Origin of the sequence: Bradyrhizobium sp. SZCCHNRI3043 (assembly GCF_032377735.1) — a bacterium.
Taxonomy (GTDB): domain Bacteria; phylum Pseudomonadota; class Alphaproteobacteria; order Rhizobiales; family Xanthobacteraceae; genus Bradyrhizobium.
In genome coordinates this window covers 347,262-373,228 of the sequence record NZ_JAUHID010000002.1, presented here as the reverse complement: position 1 = coordinate 373,228, position 25,967 = coordinate 347,262, and the positions used below count along the sequence as shown (strand labels likewise).

The window sequence follows — 25,967 nt, the reverse complement described above, 5'->3', positions numbered from 1 at the left end:
ATGTCGAATGACGATTGTCAATATTCGTCAGCAATCATGACTTCGTGATCATCTGGACATGTTGCCGCAGGTGCTCAGTGGAGCGGCAGGCCGGCTCGGAACTCCGCCGTGCGCTCACCCGCCACCGATTCCGGGGCCGTCCGCCGCCGCGGTCGAGCCCGGCCCCGCAATCAGGGCATGCATCGTGCGGCTTCACTCCGCGGGCGCCTGCCCGGCGAATTCGACCTTGCTCTCGTGGCCACCGAAGAACGCGAGCAGCCCGGCGATCAGCGGCAGCACCGACAGCGCGAGCAGGCCGTGGGTGGTGGAGCCGGTCGTGTCCTTGATCCAGCCGACCAGATAGGGGCCGCCGAAGCCGGCGAGATTGCCGATCGAGTTGATCAGCGCGATGGCGCCGGCCGCGGCCGTACCCGACAGCCATGCCGTCGGCAGCGTCCAGAACACGCCGAAGACACAGAACACGCCGATCGCCGCGACCGTGAGCGCAACCATGGTGAGCGTGGGATCGCCGATCATGCTCGATGCGGCCAGCGCCACCGCGATCAGGATCAGCGGCGCGCCGACATGCATCACGCGCTCGCGTGTCGCATCGGAATGCCGCGCCCACAGGATCATCGCGACGGTGCCGAACGCATAGGGGATCGCGGTGACGAAGCCTGTCTGCACATTGGTCAGTCCGAATGCCTTGACGATCTGCGGCAGCCAGAACTGCATGCCGTAGAGCGCGCCGACGAAGCCGAAATAGATCAGGCTGAGCACGATCACCTTCGGCGACGACAGCGCCTCGCCGAGCGTCATGTGGCCGGCGGCCTGCTTCGCCGCCGTCTCGGCCTCGAGCTTCGCCGCGAGCCAGGCCTTCTGCTCCGCGGACAGCCAGGTCGCATGCTCCGGCCGGTCGGTCAGGTAGAACCAGGTGACGACGCCGAGGATGACCGAGGGGATGCCCTCGATGATGAACAGCCACTGCCAGCCCTGCAGTCCCATCAGGCCGTGCATGCCGAGCAGCAGGCCGGAGACCGGCGCGCCGATCACGGTCGAAATCGGCACGGCAACCGCGAAGGCGGCGAGGAAGCGCGCGCGATACTGGGCGGGGTACCAATAAGTGAGATAGAGGATGATGCCGGGAAAGAATCCGGCCTCGGCGACGCCGAGCAGGAAGCGCAGCGTGTAAAAGCTCCACGGGCCCGAGACCACGGCCATCAGCGCCGAGATGATGCCCCAAGTCACCATGATGCGCGCGATCCAGCGGCTGGCGCCGAACTTCTCCAGCGCCAGATTGCTCGGCACCTCGAAGATGAAATAGCCGATGAAGAAGATGCCCGCACCCCAGGCGAACACCAGCGGCGAGAATTTCAGCTCCGCGTTCATGGTCAGCGCGGCGAAGCCGAGATTGACCCGGTCGAGATAGGAGAAGAAATAGGCCAGCACCAGGAACGGAATCAGGCGCCAGGAGATGGCGCGGATGGTCGCGGACTCGATATCGGAGCGGCCAAGCGCGGCCGGACTGGTGGCGGACGGACTCATCGATCTCCTCCCCGGAGCTTTCTGGACATTGATAGTTGAAGGCGGTGTTGAGCATCGGTCGTGGCAAGTCAATCGGAAAACCTGAAATCCCACAGCCCGTCGGCGCATCGCGGGGGCGCGGCCCGCGCATGACGCCCTCCTCGCCCGAGATGCTCATCCGCGTCATCGGCATCTGGATCGACCGGATCGCGACGCGGCCTGCTTGGGCATAGGCCTGCCAACGGCAAGCCGCGATATCAACCGAAAGCTCAGATCGGCCCCGCGCCGGCACGGCTGAAGAAGGCGTTGAGCTCCTCGGCCAGAACGGCAGGCTGCTCTTCCGGAATGTAGTGGCCGCACGAGGAGATGGTGATGCCCTCGACGTGATCGGCGACCTCCCTGAGCGGCGCGGCCATGTCCACGATCGATCCCTGGTCGGCACCGACGGCGAGCACCGGCGGCTTCAGCTTGCCCCTTTGTTTCAGCTCGCGGTTCTGACGCGCGGACAGTGCGGCGGCACGATAATAAGCGAGCCCGGCGCGCAAGCCGCCGGCCTTGGTCAGCACGCGGGCGTATTCGTCGAGATCGCGTTCGGAGAACGCTTCGGGATTGGCACCCTTCCGGCGCAGGAACCAAGCGAGATAGTCGCGTTCGCGGCCGTGGATCAGCATCTCCGGGAGATCCGCGACGGCGTGGAACGCGAAGTGCCAAGTGCGCCACGCGCGGTCTGGCGCGAAGGGCAGCGCCTCGGGCAGGGTGACGCCGGGAATTCCCGCATCGAGCAGCGCCAGGCTGCGCACCTCGGCTTCGAACAGCACCGCATAGGGATAAGCCACCCACGCACCGATATCGTGGGCCACCAGATGATAGCTGGTGACGCCGAGTTGCTGCAGCAGGCGATGCACCGCCGTGGCCAGGGTCTGAGTGTCGTAGCCGTCGGCTGGCCGGTCCGAGTCACCCTGCCCGGGGAGATCCGGCGCAATGACCCGATAGCGCGATGCGAGCAGCGGCATGACCTTGCGCCAGGCAAACCAGCTTTCGGGAAAGCCGGCGAGCAGCACCACGACCTCGCCAGCCGGCGGGCCACCGCTGACATAGTGCAGCCGAAGGCCATCGACGGTCTCGAAGCGGTGGGTAAAGCCCGGCAGCGACGCATCGGCGCGACCGAACGGCTCGGCCGCGACCAGCCGCGACGGACTTTCGGCAGAGATGGCACTCATCAACTCAGTCATGGATCATCCTCCTAATTATAGAACAATCGTTTCCTATTTAGACACGACATCACGCGAACAAGGCGGCAGCTTGGTCTGCCACGGCCATCATCTCGCTCCTCGTGCGCCCTGTCTTGCCGACCACCCGAAATCCCTGGATCACGCAGAACAAGGTTCGGGCCACGACTTCCGCGTCGAGATCCGGCCGGATCGATCCATCCGCCTGGCCCAGCCTGATCAGGTCGCGCAACAGGGTCTCGACCCGCCGTAACGCTCCGCGGACCTTGGCGGCGGCCTCCGCATCCAAGGTGGCGAGCTCGGCCGCGCTGGTCACGACGAGGCAGCCGCGCCGGCCTTCGCTGTCGCTGGCGGATTCCGCGTAGAACTGCAGCAAGGCCTCCAGCTTGTCGCGGCCGCTGGGCTGCGCATCGATGCGCTCGCGCACCTGCTGGTCGCGGCGCGCGATGTAATGATCCAGCGTCGCCAGAAAGATCGCGCGCTTGTCGGCAAAGGCCTTGTAGAGGCTGCCGGTGGCGAGCTTCATGGCCGCGCGCAGGTCGGCCAAGGACGCCGCGTGATAACCGCGCTCGCTGAAGACCACCAGAGCCCTGTTCAGGGCGGTGTCCATATCGAACTCGCGCGGCCGACCGGGCCCGCGGCGCTCGGATGAATCCTGTTGCGACCTCGTCATCCCTCCTTTTAGGAAACATTCGTTTCCAAATCAAGAGCACCGAGCGGATCTCCGACGACCAGGTCAGTCTCCAAGCTGAAAGCGCTGGAACCGGTGCAGCTCGTCCTCGATGGTCCGCTTCAGCGCCTTGCGCTGGTCGCCGCGCGCCGCCTTGCCCTGGCCGACCCAGCTCCATTTCTGCATCAGGAGCTTGCCGTTCTGGCGGTCGGTCTTGAGATCGAGCGCGGCGACGATCTCGTCGCCGACCAGCACCGGCAGCGCGAAATAGCCGAACAGGCGCTTGTCCTTCGGGACATAGGCCTCGAAGCGATGATCATAGTCGAAGATCGCCTGCGTCCGCTTGCGCTGGATGATGAGCGGATCGAACGGCGACAGGATGTGCACGCGCTCGGAGCTGATGTCGATCGGCTCCTCCAGCGCGGCCGGCGTCGCCCAGTGCTCCTGCTTGCCGGCGCCCTCCAGCGTCACCGGCACAAGCTCGCCGCGCCGGACCCTGGCATCGATGACCCGGCGCACCGCGGCCTTGCTTGGCGCATTGAGATGGCAGAGCGAATCGAGGCTCACGACGCCTTGGGCGCGCAAGCCGCGGTCGAGCAGATAGGCTGCGATCTCGCGATCGTTGGCGCCCTTCGGCAGCCGTTCCCAGCCGAAATGCCGGGTGGTGAGGTCGTAGGTCTTGAGCATGCCGTCGCGGCCCGACACCGTCAGCACGCCCTCGTAGAAGCCGAGCTGCAGCGCGCGCTTCGACGGCTTGCGGCTGGCCCAGGCGTGGTCCTTCTCGCGCAGCACGTCGTCGTCGATGTCGCGGATCGTCAGCGCGCCGCCTTGGCGGATCAGCCGCATGACCTTGCGCGTATCCTCAGGCTTCACGGTCGTGAGCCAGCGATGGCCCTCGCGGCGGTAGCGGCGCATCGCCGGGACGAAGTAGCGGAAGTCCTGCAGCGGGATGTAGGACAGCGCGTGGGTCCAATATTCGAAGACGGTCTTGTCGGCGCTCTGCGCCTGCCTGAGATCGGCGCGGCGATAGGCGGGAATGCGGCTGAACAGGATGTGGTGATGGCAGCGCTCGATCACGTTGATGGTGTCGATCTGCACATAGCCGAGATGAGCAATGGCGGCGGCGACCGCCTCGGGGCCCGCGCCGAACGGCGCCTCGGCATCGAGCCGCTGCGCGCGCAGCCAGATGCGGCGCGCCTGCGGCTTGGAGAGCGGGATGGGCGTGGGGACAGCGGGCATGCCGCGCAATGGTGCGAGATTCGCCCCCGCTCCCGCAACGGCAAATCAGGCCGGCGAGATCCCCTTGCGGAACCTCACGGCTTGGCCTTGTCCGGAATGCTGCCGGTGGCGATCTCGGCCTTGCAGCTGGCGCGGCCGGGATCGGGCGCACGGCACTTGTAGATGCGGCCGGTCAGGCGGTCGACCAGCCAGGCCGTATCCTCGGCCGGACTTTCCAGGCCGACATAGCGGTTGCCGACCGCGGTGATCAGCGTCGACAGCAGGATCGATGCCGCAATGATGCCAGCCCCGATCAGCGTCGACATGGAACCGGCTGATCCCGTCTGATCCTGACTGCTCGCCCGATGGGACTGATAGTCGCGCCTGTGCGATGGGTTGAACACGGCTCTGCTTTTCTGTTTGCGTTTCTTAGACTACGAATCCAGTCGCCGTTCGCGTCCTTCAGGTTTGCGATTTTTTCCCGGCGAACGCTATCCGGTAGAGGCGCATCTGGCCGATTTGTTGTTCGCGGACCGACCACCTGCCGATCGCTTTGCGGCAGCGCGCGGCGCGTCCCGCGGACCACTCGCTTCGCCCCGCAAGGGCCGCCCAGTCCGGCAACGTGACGTCGATCACTTTTGGCGCTTTGAACCCGTTCTATCGTTCCCGCATCCAATGGCCATAGGCATGACGACCCGAGGATGACGACGATGACCCCATATTTTGGACGCTTTGCAGTTCAGGCGGCGGCGTTCTCCGCCATGCTGGCGATCGGCGCAGGCACCGCCCTCGCCGGCGAGGCCGTGTCGGCCGACAAGATCCTCAACGCGCTGAAGCCGAAGGCCGTGACGCGCGGCATTTCGGTCGGACCGCAGGCAACCCCGCAGGCCGACGCGGCAGCGCAGGCGAAGCAGGCGGCCTTCATCGACAGCATGCGCAACCGCAAGACCCGCTCGCTGTCGCTCGGCGAGCGCGAGCAGATCGCCGAGATCGCGGCGACCAAGCCCAAGATCGATCTCGAGATCCAGTTCGACTACAACTCGGCCGAAATCAGCAAGGCCTCGATGCCGGCCGTGCAGGAGCTCGGCAAGGCGCTGTCCGATCCGAACCTGAAGGGCTCGACCTTCGTGGTTGCCGGCCACACCGATGGCATCGGCAGCGACGGCTTCAACCAGGATCTCTCCGAGCGCCGTGCCGACACCATCAAGCGCTATCTGGTCGAGAAGTTCGCCCTCGCCGGCCAGGACCTCGTCACGGTCGGCTATGGCAAGACCAAGCTCAAGGACGCGGCCAACCCGGCCGATCCGCTCAACCGGCGGGTCCAGGTCGTCAACATGGACACCAAAACCGCGGCGAAGTGAGCGCTCCGCCGCGCATCGCCCCGCCTGCCCACGGTCCCTGGCAGGCGGGGCGCTTTCTTGTCCGCACTTCAGATCCAGCTCTGGAACAGCATCAGCCGGGTGAAGGTCTGCATCGTCGTGCCGATGAAGGCGGCGCTGACCGGCAGCATCGCAACGAAGCCCAGCACCACGACGGCGACATAGCTCAACAGCACCCAGCGCGGCCAGCGGGTCAGCACATGGACGAGCGCGAGGCTCGCCAGCGTCGCCGACGGCAGGTAGTAGTAGATGAAGCTCAGCGCGCGCGGCAGCAGCGCCCAGGGCAGATAGCAGCCGAGATAGAACGCCAGGATCAGGAACGCCGCCGCGCTGCGCGTCGCGATGAAATCCCGGACGCAGATGCCGAGCGCGGCAAGTGCCGGCCACAGCACCAGCGGATTGCCGAGCAGCACCACCGCGGCGATGTCGGTGTCGCTGGTCTTGTCGAACAGGAACCAGACCGGACGGACCAGCAACGGCCAGGTCGGCCACGCGCTCATATAGGTATGGCCGGCAATCGCCGTGGTGACGCTGTCGGCGAAGATGCGCCGCTGCGCTTCGAAGATGCCGATGACGGACAGGCCATGCAGCGGGACGAAGGTCGCGAGATAGCAAACGGCCGGCATTGCGACGAGGCACAACACGATCTGCAGCCAGCTCAGTTGCGGCCATTGCTCGGGCCGATACCAGTCGGTCGGCTCGCCATCGCCGAACGAGGTCTGCCAGTGCTGCAACAGCTTGATGAGACCGACGATGAGAAGCGCCGTCAAGAGCGGAAACAGCCCGCTCCATTTGCAGGCGATCGCAAGGCCGAACAGCGCGCCCGCCAGCGCGAACACGACCTGCGGCCGGCGCTGCCTGAACGAAAACAGAAAGGCCGCGATCCCGAGCAGGCTGAAGGCGAGCGCGCCGATGTCGAGCATCGCGATGCGCGCCTGCACGAACAGCATCTGGTTGAAGGCCGCGAGCAGCGCCGCTGCGATGGCAGGCCATTGCGCCGCGAACAGCGCCAGGCCGCACAGATAGATGGCGGCGACGGCGAGCCCGCCGAGCACGGTACCGGGATAGCGCCATGCGAAGGCGTTGTCGCCGAACGTCCTGATCGACAGTGCAATCAGCTCCTTGGCGAGCGGCGGATGCATCGGGTTGAGCTGCGGCGTCGCCGGCGCCAGTCCCAGCATCTGCCGCGCCGCCGGCACGTAGTGCACCTCGTCGAAGACGAATTTCGGCGGCGAGGCGAGCCCGATCATCAGCACGACGTGCGCGATCGCGAAGATCAGCAATGCCGTCATCACACAGCGGCGGACCGACAGAGCGCCATCCTGCGCAACCTCGCCGTCCTCGTCGTCGTCATCCCGGCGAGCAGCAGATACCTTCATGGGCCTCCGCGTTGAACTGATCTCACGGTGGCGGCAACTAACCACCGAACGGTCATCGAGGCAAACTTGTGCCCATTTTACAACAACCCCGCGCGCCGTCTTCGGCTAGATTGAGCAGGAAACAATCTTCGGTGTGGATATGAGTCTGCGTCGCCGAACCTGTGTCGCTGCGATCTCGGCGGCCGCCCTGCTGGGCGTCGCGGGCGGCGCAAGCGCCGACGGCCGCATCGGCGAAGCCGTGCTGGTGCAGAAGGACGTGCTGCGCGTTGCAGGTGCCTCGAGCAGCCCGATCAGCGTCGGCGACGGCGTCGTGCGCAACGAGACCGTGCGCACCGGCAATGACAGTGCCGCGCGGCTCGTCATGATCGACAGCACCAATCTCTCGCTCGGCGCCAACGCCACCCTGACGCTCGACCGCACCGTCTTCAACGACGAGACCAGCTATCGCGACATCGCGATCCGGCTCGGCACCGGCGCGTTCCGCTTCGTCACCGGCCATTCCGAGAAAACCGCCTACAAGATCAACACGCCGCTCGCGACCATCGGCGTGCGCGGCACCATCCTCGACATCCGCTCGCAGCGCGGCCAGACCATGGTCGTGCTGCAGGAAGGCGCCTCGCGGGTCTGCACCCTCACCTTCCAATGCCTCGAGCTGACGCAGCCGGGCGACACCGCGATCATCACCGCGACCGGCCAGGGCCGGAGCGCGATCAAAAAGACCGGCAATCCGTCCTGGAGCTTTGCCGCCACCTGCGCGTCGACATCGGGCCTTTGCACGGTCACCGATCTCGCCAGCAACGCGCCGCCGCAGGACTTCACCGGCATCCTGTGCGGGCGGTGACGATGAGAACGCGCCGCGGTCAGCTTGCTCTCCTGATGACCGCCATCGCCGGCGGGCTGCTCGCGCTCGCCCTGCAGGCCGCGCCGGCCGCCGCGCAGAGCAGTTGCGGGGTGGACAATTTCGCGGCGGCGCTGTGCCCGACCGCGTCGCCGTCGCCGACCTCCTCGCCCACCGCAACGCCCACGCCGACATCGACCTCCAGCCCGACGCCGACGCCCTCGCCCTCGATCTCGCCGACCCCGTCGCCGACGCCCACCGGCGCGGGAAACAGCGCGAACGCGATCAACGGCCTCGCCGACCAGCGCTTCAACCAGATGATCACCAACCGGGTGCTCGGCCTGGTGCTGCTCGGCGTCAACGAGCAGGTCAATTGCAACGACTGCGTCAGCGCGTTCGGCGCGGCCGGCTCGTTCTCGGCCGGCATCCATGGCCGCAAGCAGCTCACCAACAATCTGGCGCTGCTCGCCGGCCTCGCCTACACGCACTACGACGAGAACGGCTACCATGTGACCTCGGCGCCGATCGGCGCCTTCGCGCTGCGCTACGACTTCACCGATTGGGGCTCGTCGCGGCCGTTCTTCGACATCGGGACGATCCTGACGCCGTACGAGCGCGTGCGCTACGGCCGGCGCTATGCGACGAGCCTCGGCAACGTCACGGCGGACGGCACCACCACGGCGTCGAACTACGCGGTCTATGGCCGCGCCGGCTGGATCAGCCGGTTGTCGCCGCGCGACGAGCTCGCGGCGTCGGTCGAGCTGTGGCAATTGTGGCAGCACGTCGCCGGCTATCGCGATCCCGCGCTCGCCTTCAACCCGTTCGATGCGACGATCGCCGGCGGCACCGACCGCACCAGCCTTGTCAAGGTCGGCGGCCAATGGACCCACCTGTTCGGCTCCAGCATCGAAGCCAACATCAATGGCGGCTACGTCCAGTCGTTCGCGACCAGCTCCGGCATCGTCGCCACCGTCACCGGCAACGGCACGGTGACGCCGACCATGGGCAACCAGGGCTGGTTCGAATATGGCGGCCGGCTCGGCTTCCGCCTGCCGCAGGGCTGGATCGCCGATCTGTTCGTCAACGGCACGCTCGGCCCGCAGCCGGTCGGCAACACCATCCACGGCGGCATCGGCCTGCGCGTCCATTATTAGCGGCTGGCGCCGCCCCTGGCGGGTGCACCACCGCGCTCCTTCAACATTTCATGATCGGTCTGCGCCAGGGTCACCTTGACCCGCACACGGCCGCTGCCATATTGGATGACGATCATCATTCAAAAGCAACGGCTCGCCAGGCGCGCGCGGAGATCCGATGGACGTTTCCACCCAGGCGACCGGCGAGGCCCGGCGCAGCGGCACCGCAGCTCCGGAGGCGCCAACTTCGCTTTTTACGCCGGCGGCTCCGCCGCGCGCCAAGGCCGCGTCGGTCCGCACGGCATTGCTCTCCGGCCCGGTGCTGCCGGCGCTGTTCCGGTTGGCGTTGCCGACCATGACGGTGCTGGTTGCGCAAACCGCGGTCAACGTCGCCGAGGCCTATTACGTCGGCTTCCTCGGCACCGATGCGCTGGCCGGCGTCGCACTGGTGTTCCCGATCTTCATGCTGATGACGATGATGTCCAATGGCGGCATCGGCAGCGGCGTCTCCTCGGCGGTGGCGCGCGCGGTCGGCGCCGGGCACAACGCCGATGCCGATGCCATCGCGTTCCATGCCATCGTGCTGGCGGTGATCGCCGGCGGCCTGTTCACGCTTGCGACCGCCCTGTTCGGCCCGGCCCTGTACCACGCGCTCGGCGGGCGTGCCGACGCGCTGGAGGCGGCGCTGCGCTACTCCAACTATCTGTTCGCCGGCGCGATCCCGGTGTGGATCGTCAACCTGCAGGCGGCGGCGCTGCGCGGCGCCGGCAATGTGCGGGTGCCGGCGCTGGTCACCCTGGTCGGCGCGCTGGTCATGATTCCCGCCTCGCCGCTGCTGATCTTCGGCCTTGGCCCACTGCCGGGGCTCGGCATCGCCGGCGCGGGCATCGCCTTCGGCCTCTATTACTGCGGCGCCATGCTGGTGCTGGTGCGCTACATGGCCTCCGGCCGCTCCAGCCTGCATGTGCGCGTTGCGCGGCTGCAGGCCCGGCTGTTCGCCGACATCCTGGGAGTCGGGCTGCCGACCGCGCTCAACGCGGTCATGGTCAATCTCACCGTCATCCTGGTGACCGCGCTCGCCGGCCGCTTCGGGACCTCCGAGCTCGCCGCCTACGGCATCGCCTCGCGGCTCGACTACATCATGATCCCGATCCTGTTCGGACTGTGCACGGCCACCCTGACGATGGTCGGCATCAATGTCGGCGCCGGCCAGCGCGGCCGTGCGCGCCGCATCGCCTGGATCAGTGCCCTGGCGGGCGCAGCCCTGGTCGGGACCATCGGCCTGATCGTGGCGCTGCATCCGCCGCTCTGGCTCGGCCTGTTCAGCCGCGACGCCGGGGTTCTGCGCGAGGGCGCGACCTATCTGCGCACCGTGGCGCCGGCCTACGCCGCGCTCGGCTTCGGCTTCGTGCTGGCTTTTGCCGGCCAAGGCGCGGGGCACGTGCTGTGGCCGTTCGTCGGCTCCGCCCTGCGCGTGCTGATCGCGGCGGGCGGCGGCTATGCCGCAATCGTCATGCTCGGCGGCGGCATGGCCTCACTCGCCGCGATGGTGACGCTGTCGCTCGTCGCCTACGCATTGGTGTGCAGCCTCGTTCTCTCGCCCCGGATCTGGCGCTCGCCTCATTAGCGCAACGTCCACCGACGGGCGCAATCCAACCGCCTGCAACTCACGACAGTCACCGCCAAATACAAGCAATTCACGCGGCTACTACCAGTGAGTGGTGCGAACGGGCACCTCTCGCTGATCCGGCAAACAGACTGATAACCTTCGGCTCCCACGACCCCGTCCACGGGTTCCTTTATGGAACCGGATTCAGCATGCGGTAATGTCTGACCGCCACTTCCTTGCAGCAGGGGCTCGCATCCGCCGGCGTCGAGCCTCGGACAGCCATCAGCAGGAAGCATTGCACATGACCGCATCGATTTCGTCGAAGACTCTTCGCGATCGGGCATGGAGATTTGGCCGCGCGAAGGACGGCCAGATCAGCATGATCTTCGCCATCACCATCGTCCCGATCCTGGTGTCGGTCGGCGCCGCGGTCGATTTCGCCAAGTCGAGCGACACCAGAGCGCAGTTGCAGAAGTCGGTCGACGCCGCGGTCCTCGCCGGCGTGACCCAGGCCAGCGCGCAGCAGGTGTCGACCGCGAGCGCGGTGTTCTCGGGCAGCTTCAAAGGCCGGTTCGGCACCGGCACAACGGCGACCTTCACGCCCAACAGCGACGGCTCGCTGTCGGGCACCGCGACGACCTCGGTGAAGACCTCGTTCCTCAACGTGATGGGCACGACATCGCTCGGCGTGACGGCGTCCGCAACGGCCAAGGCCGGCGCGCAGACCACGTCGCCCGTCTGCATCCTGCTGGTCAGCACCATCAACGCGCAATCATTGCTGGTGAATTCCGGGGCCCAGCTCAATGCGCCGAGCTGCGAGATCCACGTGCTGTCGACGCAGAGCCCGGCCGCGATGTTCAACGCCACGCTCAACGTCAAGCGCATCTGCATCAAGGGCACCAATATCACCAAGAACGGCGGCGCCACCCCGCCGGCCGAGACCGGCTGCGCGGCGATCTCCGACCCATTTGCCGGCAAGCTGCCCGCCGTCACGGTGGGCGCGTGCACCACCAACAACAAAGTCTATGATCCCGGCTCGGTCACGCTCAACCCCGGCGTCTATTGCGGCGCGACCAATTTCAACGGCTCCGGCACGCTGACGCTCAATCCGGGCCTCTACGTCATCAAGGGCGGCGCGATGACCTTCAACTCGGGATGGACGGTCACCGGCAGCGGCGTCACCTTCTACCTCGTCGACCAGAACGCGACGCTCACCTTCAACGGCAACGTCAATGCGACGCTGTCGGCGCCGACCAGCGGCACCTACGCCAATATCCTGATGTACGAGCCGAGCGGCCTGTCGACGACGAACCTGCCGATCAACGGCACCAGCAGCTCGTCCTATACCGGCCTGATGTATCTGCCGAGCCGCAACGTCATCATCAACTCGGTCTCGACCATGAGCAGCAACAGCGTCACGATGGTGTTCAACACGCTGATCCTGAACCAGACCAACTGGGCGATCGCGCCCGGCGCGTTGTCGATGTCGGCGGCCAGTGGTCCGGCCGGCACGGCGTTCCTGTCGAGGTAGTTGCCATAGCTGAGCCAATTCTCGTGAGTGCTGTTTCAGCGGCTGGTCGCCGGGACTGACGACCCGGCTTCACGAGAAGGGATCAGCTCCTCTCTTCCGAGATGAAACGGAGCTGCATCCCGCCACCGATACTGCTTCCCTCTCCCCGTTCTTCACGGCAGAGGGAACGCGGTGTCGCTGGCGGCTGCAGCGTCGTTTCAGCACTGCAAGGACTTCACCAGCTCACCAGAGCCGCTCGCGCCCTGCGATCTCGGCCGCCGCCTCTGCCGACTCCACAAGCCGCCGCCGGCCCGCCCAATCACGCCTTCGTCGCCACGCTCCCCCCTTGACACCGTCTCCCGCTTCAGATGATGTTACGTTATAACATTGCATAAAGAGTCCGCATGCCCGCCCGCCGGCACCGACCCTTTCCCCTGAAGAGGCTGTTCGATCTCGATGTGCAAACTCCCCGTCACGGTCTTGTCCGGCTTCCTCGGGGCTGGGAAGACCACTTTGCTCAACCACATCCTGAAGCTGGCGCCGCGCCAACGAGGCGGCCTGATCAGCATTCATCCGAACTGCGGCTCGAGTACAACGACCAGCGAGACACACGCGCGACAGTCGCCCCTGCTTCGCGTGTGAGAGGGAAGGCGGTATAGCCGCTCCCTGCCCGGCGGAGCCGTCGCGAGACGGCTCCGCCATTTCCTTGATGGCTACGACGTCGACTCGGCGGGATCGCGGTGCACCGGGTCGATCCACAGCACCGTCTCGGGCTTCTCGACCGGCTCGATATCGATGTTGATCGCGACCGCCTCGCCGTCGCTGCGCACCAGCACGCATTCGAGCACTTCGTCCGGGCTCGCATTGATCTCCTGGTGCGGCACGTAGGGCGGCACGAAGATGAAATCGCCGGGACCGGCCTCCGCGGTGAACTGCAGCCGATCGCCCCAGCGCATCCGCGCCTTGCCCTTCACGACGTAGATCACGCTCTCGAGATGGCCGTGATGATGCGCTCCGGTCTTGGCGTCAGGCCTGATCGTGACCGTGCCCGCCCACAATTTCTGCGCTCCGACGCGCGCGAAGTTGATCGCCGCCTTGCGGTCCATGCCCGGCGTCGACGGCACGTTGGAATCGAGCTGATTGCCCGGAATGACGCGGACGCCGTCGTGCTTCCAGCGCTCGTCGCCGTGATCGTGGGAATGGCCGTGCGCGTGATCGTGAGAGCCTGACATGATTTCTTCTCGGGATTTCGTCTGTTCGAGGGAACCAAGCCATTGTTAGCCGAAATGCCGCAGCGAAGCTATTCGCGGTTCCGCACGAACCTTTCTGCATCGCGTGCGTTGGATCGGTGGAGTTCACACAATCAGCGGAGGACGAAGTCATGGGTGCCACCACCGACAAGATCAAGGGCGTCGCCAACGAGACCATCGGCAAGGCCAAGCAGGGCATCGGCGAAGCCACCGGCTCCGAGCGCCTGCAGGGCGAGGGTGCCGTGCAGGAAATCAAGGGCAAGGGCCAGCAGGCGCTGGGCGATGCCAAGAAGGCGACCAAGGACGCGGTGAACACCGCCGCCGGCGCCGCCAACAAGAATCTCTGAGCAGGATCGGCGCGGTCGCGGAGATCGCGCGAAGACGCTATCAACTACAAGACCGGCCCCTCACGGGGCCGGTCTTTGCATCGTCGTTAGTTGACGATAGATGGCAACTATCAGCCAGATCATTACAGCGCTCCAGCCGGCGCCCATGAATGCGCCCTCTCCCCTTGTGGGAGAGGGCATGTAGGACAGCGCCACGAGCTCGGTCGGGTGAGGGGCCTCTCTCCATGAGCGTCGCTCGCCGAGAGAGACCCCTCACCCCATTGTGTTCGCGGTTGGGCCCGTGATGCCCTCTCCCACAAGGGGAGAGGGCGCTGTATCGCGCAGCACGCTTGGTTGCCCTCCCGGCATCATTCGCGCGCCTTACTTCACGCCGAGCAGTTCGACGTCGAACATCAGCGTCGCGTTCGGCGGAATCACGCCGCCGGCGCCGCGGGCGCCGTAGCCCAGCTCGGGCGGAATGATCAGGGTACGCTTGCCGCCGACCTTCATGGTGGCGACGCCCTCGTCCCATCCAGCGATCACGCGCTTCATGCCGATCGGGAATTCGAACGGCTCGTTGCGATCCACCGACGAGTCGAATTTCTTGCCCTTCTGGCCGTTCTCATACAGCCAGCCCGTATAGTGCATCACGCAGGTCTGACCGCGCGTCGGCGTGGCGCCGGTGCCTTCCTTGGTGTCGATGATCTGCAGTCCGGAGGGAGTGGTCATGGTCTTTCCTGTGGGTTTGGCGGAACTGGTCTGTGCCGAGACCGCGCGGGAGCCCAGCACGACGCCGGCCGCGGCCAATGCCGCCGCCATCAGCGCAACTCTTCTGTTCATCGGACGCCGCATGCTCCAGACCGCTTCTGCTCGTTCACGGGAGCCGCGGTTTAGCTCATGCGGGAGCGGCTGACCAGCCCGGCATCGACTTCCGAAAAAAATAATTCACTTGCGCATAATCGGAAATCATGATTTTCTCCGCGCATCCCGCCTCACCGCAGAGGGGCGTAGCGCGCGATCGTCACGACACGCGAGGTGGGGATGCGATGGCCGCGTTGTTGCCGCAGCATGCTTATCGGCGTGCGGACGAACGGCAATGCGCGGACGTGAAGTCGCAGCGTCCTGATACCCCGATGCTGGTATCAACCTGGCGCAATGCGAGCGCATGGCGCTAGGGATGGTGGCCAACAAGCCCGGCGCACCAGGGAGACTGCGTATAAGCGTGAAGACCGTCGCGCAGGGAATGCCGGTTGAATCGGCTTTGCCTGTGGTACCTGCCGCCTGCATTCTTTTCGCAGGCGGGCCATGGGTGAGGCCTTCACCCGGCATTCCCTGCGCCCTCTGCATTGTCGCGAGGGACGAACTGATTGCAGACCTCGGGCGCGATGCGCCGCGAGACTGCAAAGCTATGTCGATCGCTGTTTGAGCCGTGAATTCGCCTTGCGAACCGTCGTCGTCCCGGACAAGCCACGGCGCGCGCCAGCGCGTCGGGGCGCCGATCCGGGACCCATACGCCGCGACCGTCGTAATGGGCAAACGGCCAATGACCAGCCTGCCTCAAACCGCTCCCTGGAGGTATGGGTCCCGGCTCAAGGCCGGGACGACAGTGGAGTGTGCAACTGCCGTAGGGTGGGCACGGCGCGCGAGAAAACGAAGCGGGGTCGATACAGCGCGGCACGCCTTTGCCCACCCTACGAGTTGGCGCGCGAGCACAACAGACGCACGAACGTCTACGGCCTCAATAGCCCAGCGCACAGCCGTCCTTGCGCGGGTCGGAGCCGCCGGTGAGCGTGCCCTTGTCCCAGTCGATCCAGATCGCCTGACCGCCGCCGAGCGGCGACACCACCTTGGCGGTCTTGTGGCCGATCTTCTGCAAGCCCTCGACCACCTCGGCCGGCACGCCGTCCTCGAGCTGATAGACGCCCTCGTAGTGCAGACCGCGCGCCATATCGATCGCTTCCTGCACGTCGCAGCCATAGTCGAGGATGTTGGTCAGCACGTGGGTCTGGCCGACCGGCTGATACTGGCCGCCCATGACGCCGTACGACATCTGGGCGCGGCCGGCCTTGGTGGCGAGCGCCGGGATGATCGTGTGCAGCGGACGCTTGCCCGGGCCGATGCAGTTCGGATGGCCCGGCTGGATGCGGAAGCCGCCGGCGCGGTTCTGCAGCAGCACGCCGGTCTCGTTGGAGACGATGGCCGAGCCGAACGAATGCGCGATCGAATTGATGAAGGAGCAGACGTTGCGGTCGCGGTCGACGACCGTGATGTAGACCGTCTCCGGATTCATCGGCGGCGCGACGTTCGGCAGGTCGAGCAGCTTGTCGAGGCTGATCTGCGAGATGTACTCGTCGGCGAACTCCTTGGCGAGGATGCTGGCGACCTCCGTCGTCATGTGCGCGGGATCGCCGATGTGCTGCTCGCGCATCATGTAGGCGATGCGCGCGGCCTCGGCCTCGAGGTGAAAGCGCTCGACGCTGAGCGGATCGATGCGCGTGAGGTCGAAGCGCGAGAGGATGTTGAGCATCACCAGCATGGTGATGCCCGGGCCGTTCGGCGGGCACTGCCAGACGTCGTAGTCCTTGTAGGTGGTGCCGATCGGCGAGGTCACCTCGGTCTGGTGGTTGGCGAAATCCTCCAAGGTGTGCAGGCCGCCGATGCCACGCAGCGTCTGCACCATGTCCTCGGCGACCGCGCCGGTATAGAAGCCCTTCGGCCCGTCCTTGGCGATGACGCGCAGGGTCTGCGCCAGCTCCGGCTGGCGGATCACGTCACCCACGGCAGCCGCCTTGCCATGCGGCAGAAAGTAGCGCGCGGTGTTGGTGCCGTTCTTGAGCTTCTCGAACTGGTTGTTCCAGTCGAACGCGACACGCGGCGCCACCACATAGCCGTCCTCCGCGGCGCGGATCGCGGGCTGCAGCAGCCGGTCGAGCCCGAGCCGGCCGTGGTCGCGCAGGATGCGGTCCCAGGCATCGATCGCGCCGGGCACGGAGACGGCATGAGCCGAGGTCAGAGGGACCGAATGGATCTTGCGCTCGAGAAACCAGTCCACGGTCGCGGCGGCGGGCGCCCGGCCCGAGCCGTTATAGGCCATGATCCGGCCTTCGCCCCTCGGCTGGACCAAGGCGAAGCAGTCGCCGCCGATGCCGGTCGATTGCGGCTCGATCACCCCGAGCAGAGCGCAGGCCGCCACCGCCGCGTCGGCTGCGGTGCCGCCGGCCCGCAGCACCTCGATCCCGGCCAGCGCCGCCTGCGGGTGCGAGGTGGCGATCATTCCGTTCTGGGCGTGGACCGTCGACCTGCCGGGGAAATGGAAGCTTCTCATCGTTGCTCGCTGCGTGATCGTTTGGTGGCTGGAATGCCAGTGCTGACCGGCTACATCGCACATTCCTTCCAGGCTCGGCAATGCCCGGGGATACCAGCTTTTCTATGGTCAGCTCTGCTGGTAAACGGCCGCATGCCCCTCGCCGTCGCCGCCTTCTATCAGTTCGTCGCCCTGCCGGATTTTCGCGACCTGCGCGCGCCGCTCCACGCCTTTTGCGCCGAGCGCGGCATCAAGGGCAGCGTCCTGCTGGCCGAGGAGGGCATCAACGGCACCGTGGCCGGGACCGAACCGGCAATTGCCGCTCTGGTCGGCGAGTTTCGCGACGGAACGCTGTTCGCCGGCCGGCTGGACAGTCTGGAGCTGAAATACTCGCGCGCCACGGCCATGCCGTTCCGGCGCCTCAAGGTGCGGCTGAAGCGGGAGATCGTGACGCTCGGCGATCCCACCGCCGATCCGACCCGGCAGGTCGGGACCTATGTCAGTCCCGCCGATTGGAACGCGCTGATCGCCGCGCCGGATACCGTCGTGCTCGACACAAGGAATGCGTTCGAGGTGGCGATGGGGACGTTCGAAGGCGCGGTCGATCCAGGCCTGCTGAGCTTCGGGCAGTTCAAGGATTTTGCGGAACGCGCACTCGATCCTGCGAGGCACAAGCGGATCGCGATGTTCTGCACCGGCGGCATCCGCTGCGAGAAGGCGAGCGCGCTGCTGCTGGCGCGCGGCTTTTCCGAGGTCTACCACCTCAAGGGCGGCATCCTGAAGTATCTCGAGGAGATCCCGGAAGCCGAGAGCCGCTGGCGCGGCGGCTGCTTCGTGTTCGACGAACGCGTCGCGCTCGGCCACGGTCTGCGGGAGCACAGCGCGGCTACGATCAAGGCAGTTCCGGAGGGCGCACGCGATGAGCAGCTCTGATCCATCCAACGCGGAGCTCGGCGAGCGAATCGACACGCTGGAGATGCGCCTCACCTTCCAGGACGACACGATCGAGACGCTGAACCAGACCATCACCGCGCAGTGGCGCGAGATCGATGCGCTGAAGCGCAAGATCGCCCTGCTGGTCGAGCGGCTCGAGGATGCGCAAAGCAATGCCGAGGGGCCGCGCAATGAGCCGCCACCGCACTACTGAGTGTGCGGCGATCTCAGGCCGGGACGGTCGCAGGCGCCTTGCCGGCGGGCAGATCGATCACCTCTCCGGCCATGATCAGGCGGTCGCGGCCGGCGTCCTTCGCGGCATAGAGCGCGCGGTCGGCCGCCTCGATCAACGAGGCCGGGCCGGCCGATCGCTCGAAGCCCGGCCGGCACACTGCGCCACCGATGCTGGCGGTGACGATGCCCGCCGGGTTGTGATCGTGGACGATGCGGGCCTCGTGCAGTGCCCGCCTGATCCGCTCGCCGAGCCTGGCGCAGCCCTCGGCATCGGTGTTCGGCAGCAGGATGGCGAACTCCTCGCCGCCGTAGCGGGCCGCCAGATCCGAGCTGCGCTGCGCCTCGTCGGCGAGAATGCCGGCCACGGTGTGCAGGCATTCGTCGCCGGCCGGGTGACCATAGGCGTCGTTGAAGGCCTTGAAGTGGTCGATGTCGATCATCAGCAGCGCCAGCGAAGTCTTGTCGCGGTAGGCCCTGCCCCACTCCTCCAGCAGCCGCTCGTCGAACCGGCGGCGGTTGGCGAGCCCGGTGAGACCGTCCTCGATCGCAAGCGTCTCGAGCCGTCCTTGCAGCGTCTTCTGCTGCGTCACGTCGCGGGTGACGGCGACGAAGCCGTCGAGCACGCCGTCCGGCTGATGGGTGGCGCGGATCGTGGCCTCGACCCAGATCTCCGACTTGTCGCGGCGGCGCATGCGATAGGTTGCGCGTGCTTCGTCGACGGCCCCCCTCCTGAGCTGATCGAGGATCTCCTGCAACTGCGGGCGATCCAGCGGATGCACGCCGGAGAGCGCGCGCTTGCCCAGGAGCTGCGACGGGTGCCAGCCCAGCACGCGCATGGTCGAGGGCGAGACGTAGCCGATGCAGTCGTCCAGTTCGATCCGCGTCACGATGTCGCTGGAGCCTTCGGCGAGCAGCCGGAAGTTCTCCTCCTTTGCCGCCAGCGCCGCGGCGAGCTGCTGCCGCTGCAGCAACTGCTTCGCGAGAAAGATGCCGATCGCAATGACGAGCGCGACCAGACAGACCAGCACCGTGAGCCGAATCAGCGCATCACGCTTCCATTCGGCCAGGACCTCCGCCTCCGTGCGCGTCACCAGAATGAGGAACGGATAGCGCTGCGCGTGCTGATAGAACCCGATGCGTTCGGATGTTTCGCCGAACCTTCGGAACTGCAACGGCCCCGACGCCGGATGATAGGGGATCGCTTCCAGTACCGGGCGCCCGACCGTCTGCGGGTCCGGTTCCGCATTGTCGGCGAGGACGGCTCCGTCACGGCTCATCAGGCTGATCGTCCCCTCACGACCGACGGCAAACTGACGGTAGAACCGAGCGAAATAGGCAACGTCGATGGTTGCCAGCACGACGCCGCCGAACCGGCCATCCGCGTGATTCCAGCGCCTCGACAGGGTGATGACCCATTGACCGCCCGCCCTGCTCTGCACCGGACGACCGATCAGCAGCGAGCGATCGGCCGAAATCCTGTGGTGTGCGAAGTAGTCGCGATCGGCATTGTTGTAGTTGGTGAGCGTGACATCCTCGGTGGTGGCAAGCCAGTCGCCGTTTTCGCCATAGGCGAAGATGCCCCGGATGCGGCCGAGATTGGCCTTCCTCGTCTTCAGGATCGTCTGCAGTCGGGCGATCGCACCGAGCTTGCCGTCATCGGTCTCGAGCGCGGCGACGACGCCGCGCAACAGCGAATCCGCAAGCTCGAAGGTATCCTCGACGTGCTGGGTGAGCGAGTGAGCGAGGTTGCCGAGATCGGTTTCGGCATTGCGCACCTCCGCCTGTCGGGACGTCCATTCGCCCCAGACGCTGTAAGCGAGAATCGCGACCGACACGAGCGCAAGCACGCCAGCCGCCCACATCGGCAGGCGGCTTCGATCAACTCTGGTCGCACCAACGTCCATTCCGCGGGACTCTCCGGTCGCCGGGAGAGTCCCATGGACATCTTATCTAACCTTGAAATGCGGCGGGTCCAAAGGCGTCCGCAGCGCCCCGTAAGATTACGGCATCTCCCGTACGACTACGGACAAACAGCGGCGGCGCCGCGGTCAAGGCGGGCGTTCCGCCTGTTAGTTCAGCGAACGAACACCGATCGCACCTTGTCCCAAAGCGATGGCGAATGGTCTCGGTCAACGTCAGCATCGTCCTTCACACGGGTCGTCGAGGGCTGCTGCAGGCTCACCGGATCCGAGGCCGGAAACGTGTCCATCAGTCCCTTGTCGAGCTGCGTTGCAGTCTTGCGGTCGAGACGCGCGGCTTCGCGGGGATCGACGGCGTGCTTGTCGTGCGGCGCGGGATTGAATTTCTCAGCCATGACCAATCTCCCTGTGGGACGACAACGCAGGGGCGAAGGACGTGTTCCCCTCGATGTGACGCCCGGCGACTGCGGGGACGCTCGCATCTCCCGCGACGCCCGAGCGGATATGACCTTGGCCGGAACCGCTTGGGCATGTATCACGGACGGTAAACTGTTCCCGAAGGTTGCGGAGCCCCGAGCGTGAGTGAGACTGCCGTGAACAAGCCTTTCATCGACGTGCTGGCCGGTCAGCGGCAGAGCGGACCGCCGATCTGGATGATGCGGCAGGCCGGCCGCTATTTGCCGGAGTACCGCGAGGTCCGCGCCAAGGCCGGGGGCTTTCTCGATCTCTGCTTCAATCCTGAGCTCGCGGCCGAAGTCACGCTGCAGCCGATCCGGCGCTTCGGCTTCGATGCGGCGATCATCTTTTCGGACATTCTGGTGATCCCGCATGCGCTCGGCCGCAGCGTCCGCTTCGAGGTCGGCGAAGGTCCGCGGCTCGACCCGCTCGATACGCCGGAGAAGATCGCGACGCTGTCGGCGAAGGCAGACCTGTCGACGCTGGAAGCGGTGTTCGAGGCGCTGCGCCGTGTGCGGGCCGAACTGGCACCGAGCACCGCCCTGATCGGCTTTTGCGGCGCCCCGTGGACGGTTGCGACCTACATGGTCGCGGGCCAAGGCACACCTGATCAGGCGCCGGCGCGGCTGCTCGCCTATCGGCATCCCGATGCGTTCGGCAGAATCATCGATGCGCTGGTCGACAGCTCGATCGCCTATCTCTTGAAGCAGCTGGAGGCCGGTGCCGACGCGCTGCAGATCTTCGACACCTGGGCCGGGGTGCTGTCACCGCGCGAGTTCGCGCGCTGGTCGGTCGCGCCGACGCGACGCATCGTCGAGGGCGTCCGCAAGGCGCGGCCCGACGCCAGGATCATCGGCTTTCCGCGTGGCGCCGGCGCGCTGTTGCCGGGCTACGTCGCCGAAACCGGAATCGATGCGGTCAGCATCGACTGGACGGCGGAGCCCGCCTTTATCCGCGAACGGGTGCAGAGCAAGGTGGCCGTTCAGGGCAATCTCGATCCGCTGGCGCTGATCACCGGTGGCGCGGCGCTCGACCAGGCGGTCGACGACGTGCTGGCGAGCTATGCCGGGGGACGTCACATCTTCAATCTCGGCCACGGCATCCTGCCGGAGACGCCGATCGCCCATGTCGAGCAGATGCTGGCGCGCGTCCGCGCCTACAGGGGATGACCGATCAACGCGGCCGGCTGCGCTCGATCAGCTCGGCCGCGCCGTTGGCAAGCAGCTCGAGCCCGACCGCACGGCCGAGCTCGCGCGGACGATCCGCCGGCGCGGAGCGTTGCGCCTCGATGAAGCGGCCGCCGTCCTCGTCGAGCACCGAGGCGGTCAGCGTCAACTGTCCGCCGTCGATGGTCGAAAAGCCTGCGATCGGCGAGTTGCAATGGCCGTTGAGCACCCAAAGCACCTCGCGCTCGGCGTCGGCGCAGGTCCGCGCCGCCGCATCGTCGATGGTCGCCAGGATGCGCCGGGTTTCCCAATCCGACGCGGGGCACTCGACGGCGACGATGCCCTGCCCGACCGCCGGCAGCATGTCGGCGACCGGAAACTCGTAGGAGGCGCGGTCGGACAAGCCGACCCGCTCCAGCCCGGAGCGCGCCATGATCAGGGCGTCGGCCGGCCCCACGGCGCCGCCGTCCGGCAGCCGCTGCAGCTCGCCATTGTCGAGCTTGCGGATGCGGGTGTCGGCCGCGCCGCGGAAATGGATCAGCTCGGCCTGCGGAAACAGCCGCCGCGCATAGGCGGCCCGGCGCACGGCATTGGTGCCGATCTTGAAGCCCCGGCCGCCATCCTTGCGAAATTCGTCGAGCGACAGCCCGCGCCGCAGCACCAGTACGTCGCCCGGCGGATCGCGCGACAGCAGCGCTGCGATGACGAGACCGGGCGTCTCCTCGTTGCCCGGCATGTCCTTCAGCGAGTGCATCGCTGCATGCAACCGGCCGTCCAGCATGGCACGGCGGATCTCGGCCACGAACGCCCCACCCTTGCCGCCATGCGAGAGCAGCTTGCTGGTCTGGTCGGAATCGCCCGTCGTCTCGAATTTGACGATCTCGATGTCGAGCGACGGAATCGCAGCCTGCAGCCGGCGGGCGATCTCCTCCGTCTGCGCCAAGGCCATCGTGCTCTTGCGGGTGCCGATCCGGAAACGTGTCACGAACTCATTCCTGCGTCAGCGCGCGTCCTGCAAGATCATGTCGGAGGCCTTCTCCGCGATCATGATGACCGGCGCGTTGGTGTTGCCCGAAACCAGATCCGGCATGATCGAGGCATCGACCACGCGCAGGCCGTCGACGCCGCGCACGCGCAAGCGTTGATCGACCACAGCGACCGCATCGGCCCCCATCCGGCAGGTCGAGGTCGGATGGTAGATCGTGCTGCCGGTCTGCCGGCAATAGGCCAGGATGTCGTCATCGCTCACGATCTTGGACCCCGGATAAGCTTCATCCGAGACATACGGCCTCAGCGCCGGTGCCGCCAGGATTTTCCGCAGGATCCGGAGACCCTCGATGTTGGCCCGCCGGTCGGTTTCACTGGCGAGATAATTGATGCGGATTTCCGGCGGCACCGTCGGATCCGCGCTCCTGATCCGCAGCGAACCGCGGCTTTCGGGCCTGAGCTGGCAGACCGAGGCGGTGAAGCCGGAGAAGGTGTGCAGCTTCTCGCCCATCTTGTCGGTCGAGAACGGGATGAAGTGGATCTGGATGTCAGGGCTCGCAAGCCGCGGATCGGTCTTGAAGAACGCGCCGGCCGTACCCGCCGCGATCGTCAGCGGACCGTTGCGGAAGGCCGCATAGCGTGCGCCGGCCAGCACCTTGCGCACGGGGTTGTTGACGATGTCGTTGAGCGTGATGCGCTGGCTGCAGCGCATCACGATGCGGACCTGCAGATGGTCCTGCAGGTCACTCCCGACACCGGGCGCATCAAGAACCACGTCGAGGCCGTGCTGCTTCAGCAGCTCGCCCGGACCGACCCCGGACAACTGCAGCAGTTGCGGCGAGTTATAGGCACCGCTCGACACCAGGATCTCTTTGCGAGCGCGGGCCGTCCGCATCCGGCCGCGCTGGCTGAACGTCACGCCGCACGCCCGGCGTCCCTCGAACAGGATGCGCTGGGCCAGCGCGTCGGTCTCGACGTGGAGGTTGCTGCGGCCGAGCGCCGGCCGCAGGTAGGAGACTGCGCTGCTGGCGCGCCGGCCATGGCGTGTGGTGGTCTGGAAGAAGCCCGCGCCCTCCTGGCTCTGGCCGTTGAAGTCGCCATTGAAGGGCAAACCGGCCTCGACCGCCGCCTTCACGAACGCCTCGGACAACGGGTCCTCGTGTCGCCAGTCGGACACCGGCAGCGGGCCATCGACGCCATGATAGTCGTCGCCGCCGCGGGACTGATTTTCCGCCCGCTTGAAATAGGGCAGCACGTCGTCATAGCCCCAGCCGACATTGCCGCGCTGGAGCCAGCGGTCGTAATCCTCGTGCTGGCCGCGCACATAGAGCAGGCCGTTGATCGAGCTGGAGCCGCCGAGCACCTTGCCGCGCGGCTGGAACACGGAGCGGCCGTCGAGCCCGGGCTCCGGCTCGGTCTGGTACATCCAGTTGACGGATTTTTCCTTGAACAGCTTGCCGTAGCCGAGCGGAATGTGGATCCAGATGTTGCTGTCCTTCGGACCGGCCTCGAGCAGCAGCACCGTGTGCTTGCCGTCGCTGCTGAGCCTGTTGGCGAGAACGCAGCCGGCCGAGCCGGCACCGACCACGACGTAGTCGAACTCCATGTCCGCCTCACGCAACGCCGCGCTGCCTTCCATCGCTTCCCCACCGGCCTTGTTGTTCTTTCATCCTCGATGATACCAAAACGCAAGGACATGCAAGCGGCAAATCAGCAGGTCTGGTCGGCCATCTCAGTCATTGCTGCCTAAGCAGGCGCGCGGCGTGCCGCGCGATCATCATTTCCTCATTGGTATTGACCACGCGCACGCGCACCCGCGACCGGTCCGAGGAGATCAAGGAATGACTCGCACGATTGCGGCCGTCGTCCAACGCGATCCCGAGCCATTCGAAGCCTTCGCAGACGCGCTGGCGAATGCGCCATGCGTGCTCGCCGATGCCGCCGCAGAACACCACCGCGTCGATGCCCGAGAGGATCGCGGCCATGGCGCCGAGCTCGCGCCTGATGCGGTCGACAAAGTAGTCGATCGCCTGCCGGGCTTCCGGCGTGCCGGCTGCCTCCAATTCGCGCATGTCCTGCGACAGTCCCGACAATCCCTTGAGGCCCGAATGATTGTAGAGGAGATCGGTGACCGCCTCGGCGGTCATCCGCTTCTCCTGAAGCAGATAGAGGACGACGCCAGGGTCCAGCTGACCGCAGCGCGTGCCCATCGGTAGACCGTCGAGCGCCGTGAATCCCATCGACGAACCGATGCTCTGCCCATCCCGGATCGCACACATCGAGGCGCCGTTGCCGAGATGCATCACGACCACCCGGCCCTTCTCGTCGAGCGGAGCGATCTCCTTCAGTCGCGAAACGACGTATTCGTAGGACAGGCCGTGAAAGCCGTAGCGGCGGACGCCTTGATCATAGAGCTCACGCGGCAAGGCGTAGGTGTCATTGACCCAGGGGTGCGAGCGATGGAACGCGGTGTCGAAACATGCGACCTGCACGGCATCGGGAAAGGCGCGATGGGCGGCGCGGACGCCGGAGAGATTGTGAGGCTGGTGCAATGGTGCCAGCGGAATGAGCTTTTGCAGATCATTCAGAACATCGTCATTGACGACGATCGGCTGCGTGAAAGCGAGCCCGCCATGGACGACGCGATGACCGACGGCGTCGACCTCGGTGCGGCCGATGGCGCGCTGCAGTACCTCGAGCACGACGCCGAGAGCCGCCTCGTGATCGGTGGCGCTCGCGGCATCGAGCCGTTCGTCAGCCAGCGCACCGTCCCTCAGCTTTGCTTCGAGATGCGGCGCCGCACTGCCAAGCCCTTCGATCTGGCCATGCACGGCCTCGACAAGCGCGGCATCTTCCTCGAACAAGGCGAACTTGATCGAGGATGAGCCGGAGTTGAGGGTCAGGATGTGTTGCATCGATGATGC

Annotated in this window: 25 protein-coding genes and 1 pseudogene; 10 read left to right on the top strand and 16 right to left on the bottom strand. The window is 66.3% G+C overall.

Annotated features, from left to right (window positions below; translation table 11 throughout):
• Positions 1 to 192 precede the first annotated feature (192 nt).
• The 6 genes from QX124_RS07525 to QX124_RS07500 all read right to left on the bottom strand — a co-directional run bounded on the left by QX124_RS07525 (position 193) and on the right by QX124_RS07500 (position 5,256).
• Positions 193 to 1,524, bottom strand: a complete 1,332-nt coding sequence (locus QX124_RS07525; protein ID WP_315773399.1) for an MFS transporter — start codon at positions 1,522 to 1,524, stop codon at positions 193 to 195.
• A 248-nt stretch (positions 1,525 to 1,772) separates the two neighbouring features.
• Entirely contained in the window at positions 1,773 to 2,735 is a 963-nt protein-coding gene (locus QX124_RS07520) for an alpha/beta hydrolase (RefSeq protein WP_315773397.1), read from the bottom strand.
• Positions 2,736 to 2,784: 49 nt separating this feature from the next.
• Positions 2,785 to 3,342 (bottom strand): TetR/AcrR family transcriptional regulator, encoded by a 558-nt coding sequence (locus QX124_RS07515; RefSeq protein ID WP_315796810.1) that lies wholly within the window; start codon positions 3,340 to 3,342, stop codon positions 2,785 to 2,787.
• Between the two features lie 126 nt (positions 3,343 to 3,468).
• Positions 3,469 to 4,641 carry a winged helix-turn-helix domain-containing protein gene (locus QX124_RS07510; protein WP_315796809.1) on the bottom strand — a complete coding sequence of 391 codons (1,173 nt, stop codon included), beginning with the start codon at positions 4,639 to 4,641 and terminating at the stop codon, positions 3,469 to 3,471.
• Between the two features lie 74 nt (positions 4,642 to 4,715).
• Positions 4,716 to 4,946, bottom strand: coding sequence for a hypothetical protein (locus QX124_RS07505; protein ID WP_315738409.1), 231 nt, complete (start codon positions 4,944 to 4,946; stop codon positions 4,716 to 4,718).
• A 136-nt stretch (positions 4,947 to 5,082) separates the two neighbouring features.
• Positions 5,083 to 5,256, bottom strand: a complete 174-nt coding sequence (locus QX124_RS07500) for a hypothetical protein (RefSeq protein ID WP_315796808.1) — start codon at positions 5,254 to 5,256, stop codon at positions 5,083 to 5,085.
• A gap of 74 nt (positions 5,257 to 5,330) precedes the next feature.
• On the opposite strand from QX124_RS07500, the gene QX124_RS07495 reads away from it, so the two are divergent.
• The gene (locus QX124_RS07495) at positions 5,331 to 5,981 is read left to right on the top strand and encodes an OmpA family protein (RefSeq protein WP_315738410.1); all 651 of its coding nucleotides are present in this window, start codon (positions 5,331 to 5,333) and stop codon (positions 5,979 to 5,981) included.
• Positions 5,982 to 6,049: 68 nt separating this feature from the next.
• Here QX124_RS07495 and QX124_RS07490 read toward each other — a convergent pair whose 3' ends face one another.
• A complete protein-coding gene (locus QX124_RS07490) occupies positions 6,050 to 7,378 on the bottom strand; it encodes a phospholipid carrier-dependent glycosyltransferase (protein ID WP_315796807.1) in 1,329 nt (442 codons plus the stop codon).
• 139 nt (positions 7,379 to 7,517) lie between these two features.
• Between QX124_RS07490 and QX124_RS07485 the strand changes: the two genes are divergently transcribed.
• Both QX124_RS07485 and QX124_RS07480 read left to right on the top strand, forming a co-directional pair.
• A complete protein-coding gene (locus tag QX124_RS07485; protein ID WP_315796806.1) occupies positions 7,518 to 8,219 on the top strand; it encodes a FecR domain-containing protein in 702 nt (233 codons plus the stop codon).
• A 2-nt stretch (positions 8,220 to 8,221) separates the two neighbouring features.
• Positions 8,222 to 9,370, top strand: a complete 1,149-nt coding sequence (locus QX124_RS07480) for a hypothetical protein (RefSeq protein ID WP_315796805.1) — start codon at positions 8,222 to 8,224, stop codon at positions 9,368 to 9,370.
• Here QX124_RS07480 and QX124_RS07475 read toward each other — a convergent pair.
• Entirely contained in the window at positions 9,367 to 9,489 is a 123-nt protein-coding gene (locus QX124_RS07475) for a hypothetical protein (RefSeq protein ID WP_315796804.1), read from the bottom strand. The two genes, QX124_RS07480 and QX124_RS07475, sit on opposite strands and share 4 nt — an antisense overlap.
• A 38-nt stretch (positions 9,490 to 9,527) precedes the next feature.
• Here QX124_RS07475 and QX124_RS07470 point away from each other — a divergent pair, with 38 nt between their 5' ends.
• The 3 genes and pseudogenes from QX124_RS07470 to QX124_RS31835 all read left to right on the top strand — a co-directional run.
• Positions 9,528 to 10,976, top strand: coding sequence for an MATE family efflux transporter (locus tag QX124_RS07470; RefSeq protein WP_315796803.1), 1,449 nt, complete (start codon positions 9,528 to 9,530; stop codon positions 10,974 to 10,976).
• A gap of 283 nt (positions 10,977 to 11,259) precedes the next feature.
• Positions 11,260 to 12,489 carry a Tad domain-containing protein gene (locus QX124_RS07465; RefSeq protein WP_315796802.1) on the top strand — a complete coding sequence of 410 codons (1,230 nt, stop codon included), beginning with the start codon at positions 11,260 to 11,262 and terminating at the stop codon, positions 12,487 to 12,489.
• Positions 12,490 to 12,924: 435 nt separating this feature from the next.
• A pseudogene (locus QX124_RS31835) lies at positions 12,925 to 13,032 on the top strand (GTP-binding protein); the annotation flags it as partial.
• Between the two features lie 149 nt (positions 13,033 to 13,181).
• On the opposite strand, the gene QX124_RS07455 reads toward QX124_RS31835, so the two are convergent.
• Positions 13,182 to 13,700: a cupin domain-containing protein gene (locus tag QX124_RS07455; RefSeq protein ID WP_315796800.1), complete on the bottom strand. Its 519-nt coding sequence runs from the start codon at positions 13,698 to 13,700 to the stop codon at positions 13,182 to 13,184.
• A gap of 149 nt (positions 13,701 to 13,849) precedes the next feature.
• Between QX124_RS07455 and QX124_RS07450 the strand changes: the two genes are divergently transcribed.
• Positions 13,850 to 14,065: a CsbD family protein gene (locus QX124_RS07450; protein WP_315738416.1), complete on the top strand. Its 216-nt coding sequence runs from the start codon at positions 13,850 to 13,852 to the stop codon at positions 14,063 to 14,065.
• Between the two features lie 360 nt (positions 14,066 to 14,425).
• Here the strand turns inward: QX124_RS07450 and QX124_RS07445 are convergent, their stop codons facing one another.
• Both QX124_RS07445 and ggt read right to left on the bottom strand, forming a co-directional pair.
• Positions 14,426 to 14,884, bottom strand: a complete 459-nt coding sequence (locus QX124_RS07445; protein ID WP_409997669.1) for an FKBP-type peptidyl-prolyl cis-trans isomerase — start codon at positions 14,882 to 14,884, stop codon at positions 14,426 to 14,428.
• Between the two features lie 898 nt (positions 14,885 to 15,782).
• Positions 15,783 to 17,369, bottom strand: coding sequence for a gamma-glutamyltransferase (gene ggt / locus QX124_RS07440; protein ID WP_315738417.1), 1,587 nt, complete (start codon positions 17,367 to 17,369; stop codon positions 15,783 to 15,785).
• Positions 17,370 to 17,501: 132 nt separating this feature from the next.
• On the opposite strand from ggt, the gene QX124_RS07435 reads away from it, so the two are divergent.
• Entirely contained in the window at positions 17,502 to 18,281 is a 780-nt protein-coding gene (locus QX124_RS07435; protein WP_315796798.1) for a rhodanese-related sulfurtransferase, read from the top strand.
• Positions 18,268 to 18,495, top strand: coding sequence for a SlyX family protein (locus QX124_RS07430; protein WP_315796797.1), 228 nt, complete (start codon positions 18,268 to 18,270; stop codon positions 18,493 to 18,495). The genes QX124_RS07435 and QX124_RS07430 overlap by 14 nt, the downstream gene beginning before the upstream one ends.
• A 13-nt stretch (positions 18,496 to 18,508) precedes the next feature.
• Here the strand turns inward: QX124_RS07430 and QX124_RS07425 are convergent, their stop codons facing one another.
• Both QX124_RS07425 and QX124_RS07420 read right to left on the bottom strand, forming a co-directional pair.
• Complete coding sequence (locus QX124_RS07425; protein WP_315796796.1) at positions 18,509 to 20,419, bottom strand: diguanylate cyclase; 1,911 nt, start codon at positions 20,417 to 20,419, stop codon at positions 18,509 to 18,511.
• A gap of 170 nt (positions 20,420 to 20,589) precedes the next feature.
• Complete coding sequence (locus tag QX124_RS07420; protein WP_315738420.1) at positions 20,590 to 20,829, bottom strand: hypothetical protein; 240 nt, start codon at positions 20,827 to 20,829, stop codon at positions 20,590 to 20,592.
• Positions 20,830 to 21,012: 183 nt separating this feature from the next.
• Between QX124_RS07420 and hemE the strand changes: the two genes are divergently transcribed.
• On the top strand, positions 21,013 to 22,059 hold the full coding sequence (gene hemE, locus QX124_RS07415; RefSeq protein WP_409997668.1) for a uroporphyrinogen decarboxylase: 1,047 nt from the start codon (positions 21,013 to 21,015) through the stop codon (positions 22,057 to 22,059).
• Positions 22,060 to 22,063: 4 nt separating this feature from the next.
• On the opposite strand, the gene hemC is transcribed toward hemE, so the two are convergent.
• From hemC to QX124_RS07400, 3 genes are all read right to left on the bottom strand, one after another.
• Positions 22,064 to 23,041, bottom strand: coding sequence for a hydroxymethylbilane synthase (hemC, locus tag QX124_RS07410; protein WP_315756959.1), 978 nt, complete (start codon positions 23,039 to 23,041; stop codon positions 22,064 to 22,066).
• 15 nt (positions 23,042 to 23,056) lie between these two features.
• Entirely contained in the window at positions 23,057 to 24,682 is a 1,626-nt protein-coding gene (locus QX124_RS07405) for a choline dehydrogenase (protein ID WP_315796795.1), read from the bottom strand.
• Between the two features lie 97 nt (positions 24,683 to 24,779).
• Positions 24,780 to 25,958 (bottom strand): acetate/propionate family kinase, encoded by a 1,179-nt coding sequence (locus QX124_RS07400; protein ID WP_315738423.1) that lies wholly within the window; start codon positions 25,956 to 25,958, stop codon positions 24,780 to 24,782.
• Between the last annotated feature and the right edge of the window lie 9 nt (positions 25,959 to 25,967).

Excerpts from the sequence above, each read along its gene's own strand:
- QX124_RS07525 (WP_315773399.1), bottom strand. The coding sequence starts at position 1,524 with ATGAGTCCGTCCGCCACCAGTCCGGCCGCGCTTGGCCGCTCCGATATC.
- QX124_RS07520 (WP_315773397.1), bottom strand. The coding sequence starts at position 2,735 with ATGACTGAGTTGATGAGTGCCATCTCTGCCGAAAGTCCGTCGCGGCTG.
- QX124_RS07515 (WP_315796810.1), bottom strand. The coding sequence starts at position 3,342 with ATGGACACCGCCCTGAACAGGGCTCTGGTGGTCTTCAGCGAGCGCGGT.
- QX124_RS07510 (WP_315796809.1), bottom strand. The coding sequence starts at position 4,641 with ATGCCCGCTGTCCCCACGCCCATCCCGCTCTCCAAGCCGCAGGCGCGC.
- QX124_RS07505 (WP_315738409.1), bottom strand. The coding sequence starts at position 4,946 with ATGTCGACGCTGATCGGGGCTGGCATCATTGCGGCATCGATCCTGCTG.
- QX124_RS07495 (WP_315738410.1), top strand. The coding sequence starts at position 5,331 with ATGACCCCATATTTTGGACGCTTTGCAGTTCAGGCGGCGGCGTTCTCC.
- QX124_RS07490 (WP_315796807.1), bottom strand. The coding sequence starts at position 7,378 with ATGAAGGTATCTGCTGCTCGCCGGGATGACGACGACGAGGACGGCGAG.
- QX124_RS07485 (WP_315796806.1), top strand. The coding sequence starts at position 7,518 with ATGAGTCTGCGTCGCCGAACCTGTGTCGCTGCGATCTCGGCGGCCGCC.
- QX124_RS07480 (WP_315796805.1), top strand. The coding sequence starts at position 8,222 with ATGAGAACGCGCCGCGGTCAGCTTGCTCTCCTGATGACCGCCATCGCC.
- QX124_RS07475 (WP_315796804.1), bottom strand. The coding sequence starts at position 9,489 with ATGATGATCGTCATCCAATATGGCAGCGGCCGTGTGCGGGTCAAGGTG.
- QX124_RS07470 (WP_315796803.1), top strand. The coding sequence starts at position 9,528 with ATGGACGTTTCCACCCAGGCGACCGGCGAGGCCCGGCGCAGCGGCACC.
- QX124_RS07465 (WP_315796802.1), top strand. The coding sequence starts at position 11,260 with ATGACCGCATCGATTTCGTCGAAGACTCTTCGCGATCGGGCATGGAGA.
- QX124_RS07455 (WP_315796800.1), bottom strand. The coding sequence starts at position 13,700 with ATGTCAGGCTCTCACGATCACGCGCACGGCCATTCCCACGATCACGGC.
- QX124_RS07450 (WP_315738416.1), top strand. The coding sequence starts at position 13,850 with ATGGGTGCCACCACCGACAAGATCAAGGGCGTCGCCAACGAGACCATC.
- QX124_RS07445 (WP_409997669.1), bottom strand. The coding sequence starts at position 14,884 with ATGAACAGAAGAGTTGCGCTGATGGCGGCGGCATTGGCCGCGGCCGGC.
- ggt (WP_315738417.1), bottom strand. The coding sequence starts at position 17,369 with ATGAGAAGCTTCCATTTCCCCGGCAGGTCGACGGTCCACGCCCAGAAC.
- QX124_RS07435 (WP_315796798.1), top strand. The coding sequence starts at position 17,502 with ATGCCCCTCGCCGTCGCCGCCTTCTATCAGTTCGTCGCCCTGCCGGAT.
- QX124_RS07430 (WP_315796797.1), top strand. The coding sequence starts at position 18,268 with ATGAGCAGCTCTGATCCATCCAACGCGGAGCTCGGCGAGCGAATCGAC.
- QX124_RS07425 (WP_315796796.1), bottom strand. The coding sequence starts at position 20,419 with ATGGACGTTGGTGCGACCAGAGTTGATCGAAGCCGCCTGCCGATGTGG.
- QX124_RS07420 (WP_315738420.1), bottom strand. The coding sequence starts at position 20,829 with ATGGCTGAGAAATTCAATCCCGCGCCGCACGACAAGCACGCCGTCGAT.
- QX124_RS07405 (WP_315796795.1), bottom strand. The coding sequence starts at position 24,682 with ATGGAAGGCAGCGCGGCGTTGCGTGAGGCGGACATGGAGTTCGACTAC.
- QX124_RS07400 (WP_315738423.1), bottom strand. The coding sequence starts at position 25,958 with ATGCAACACATCCTGACCCTCAACTCCGGCTCATCCTCGATCAAGTTC.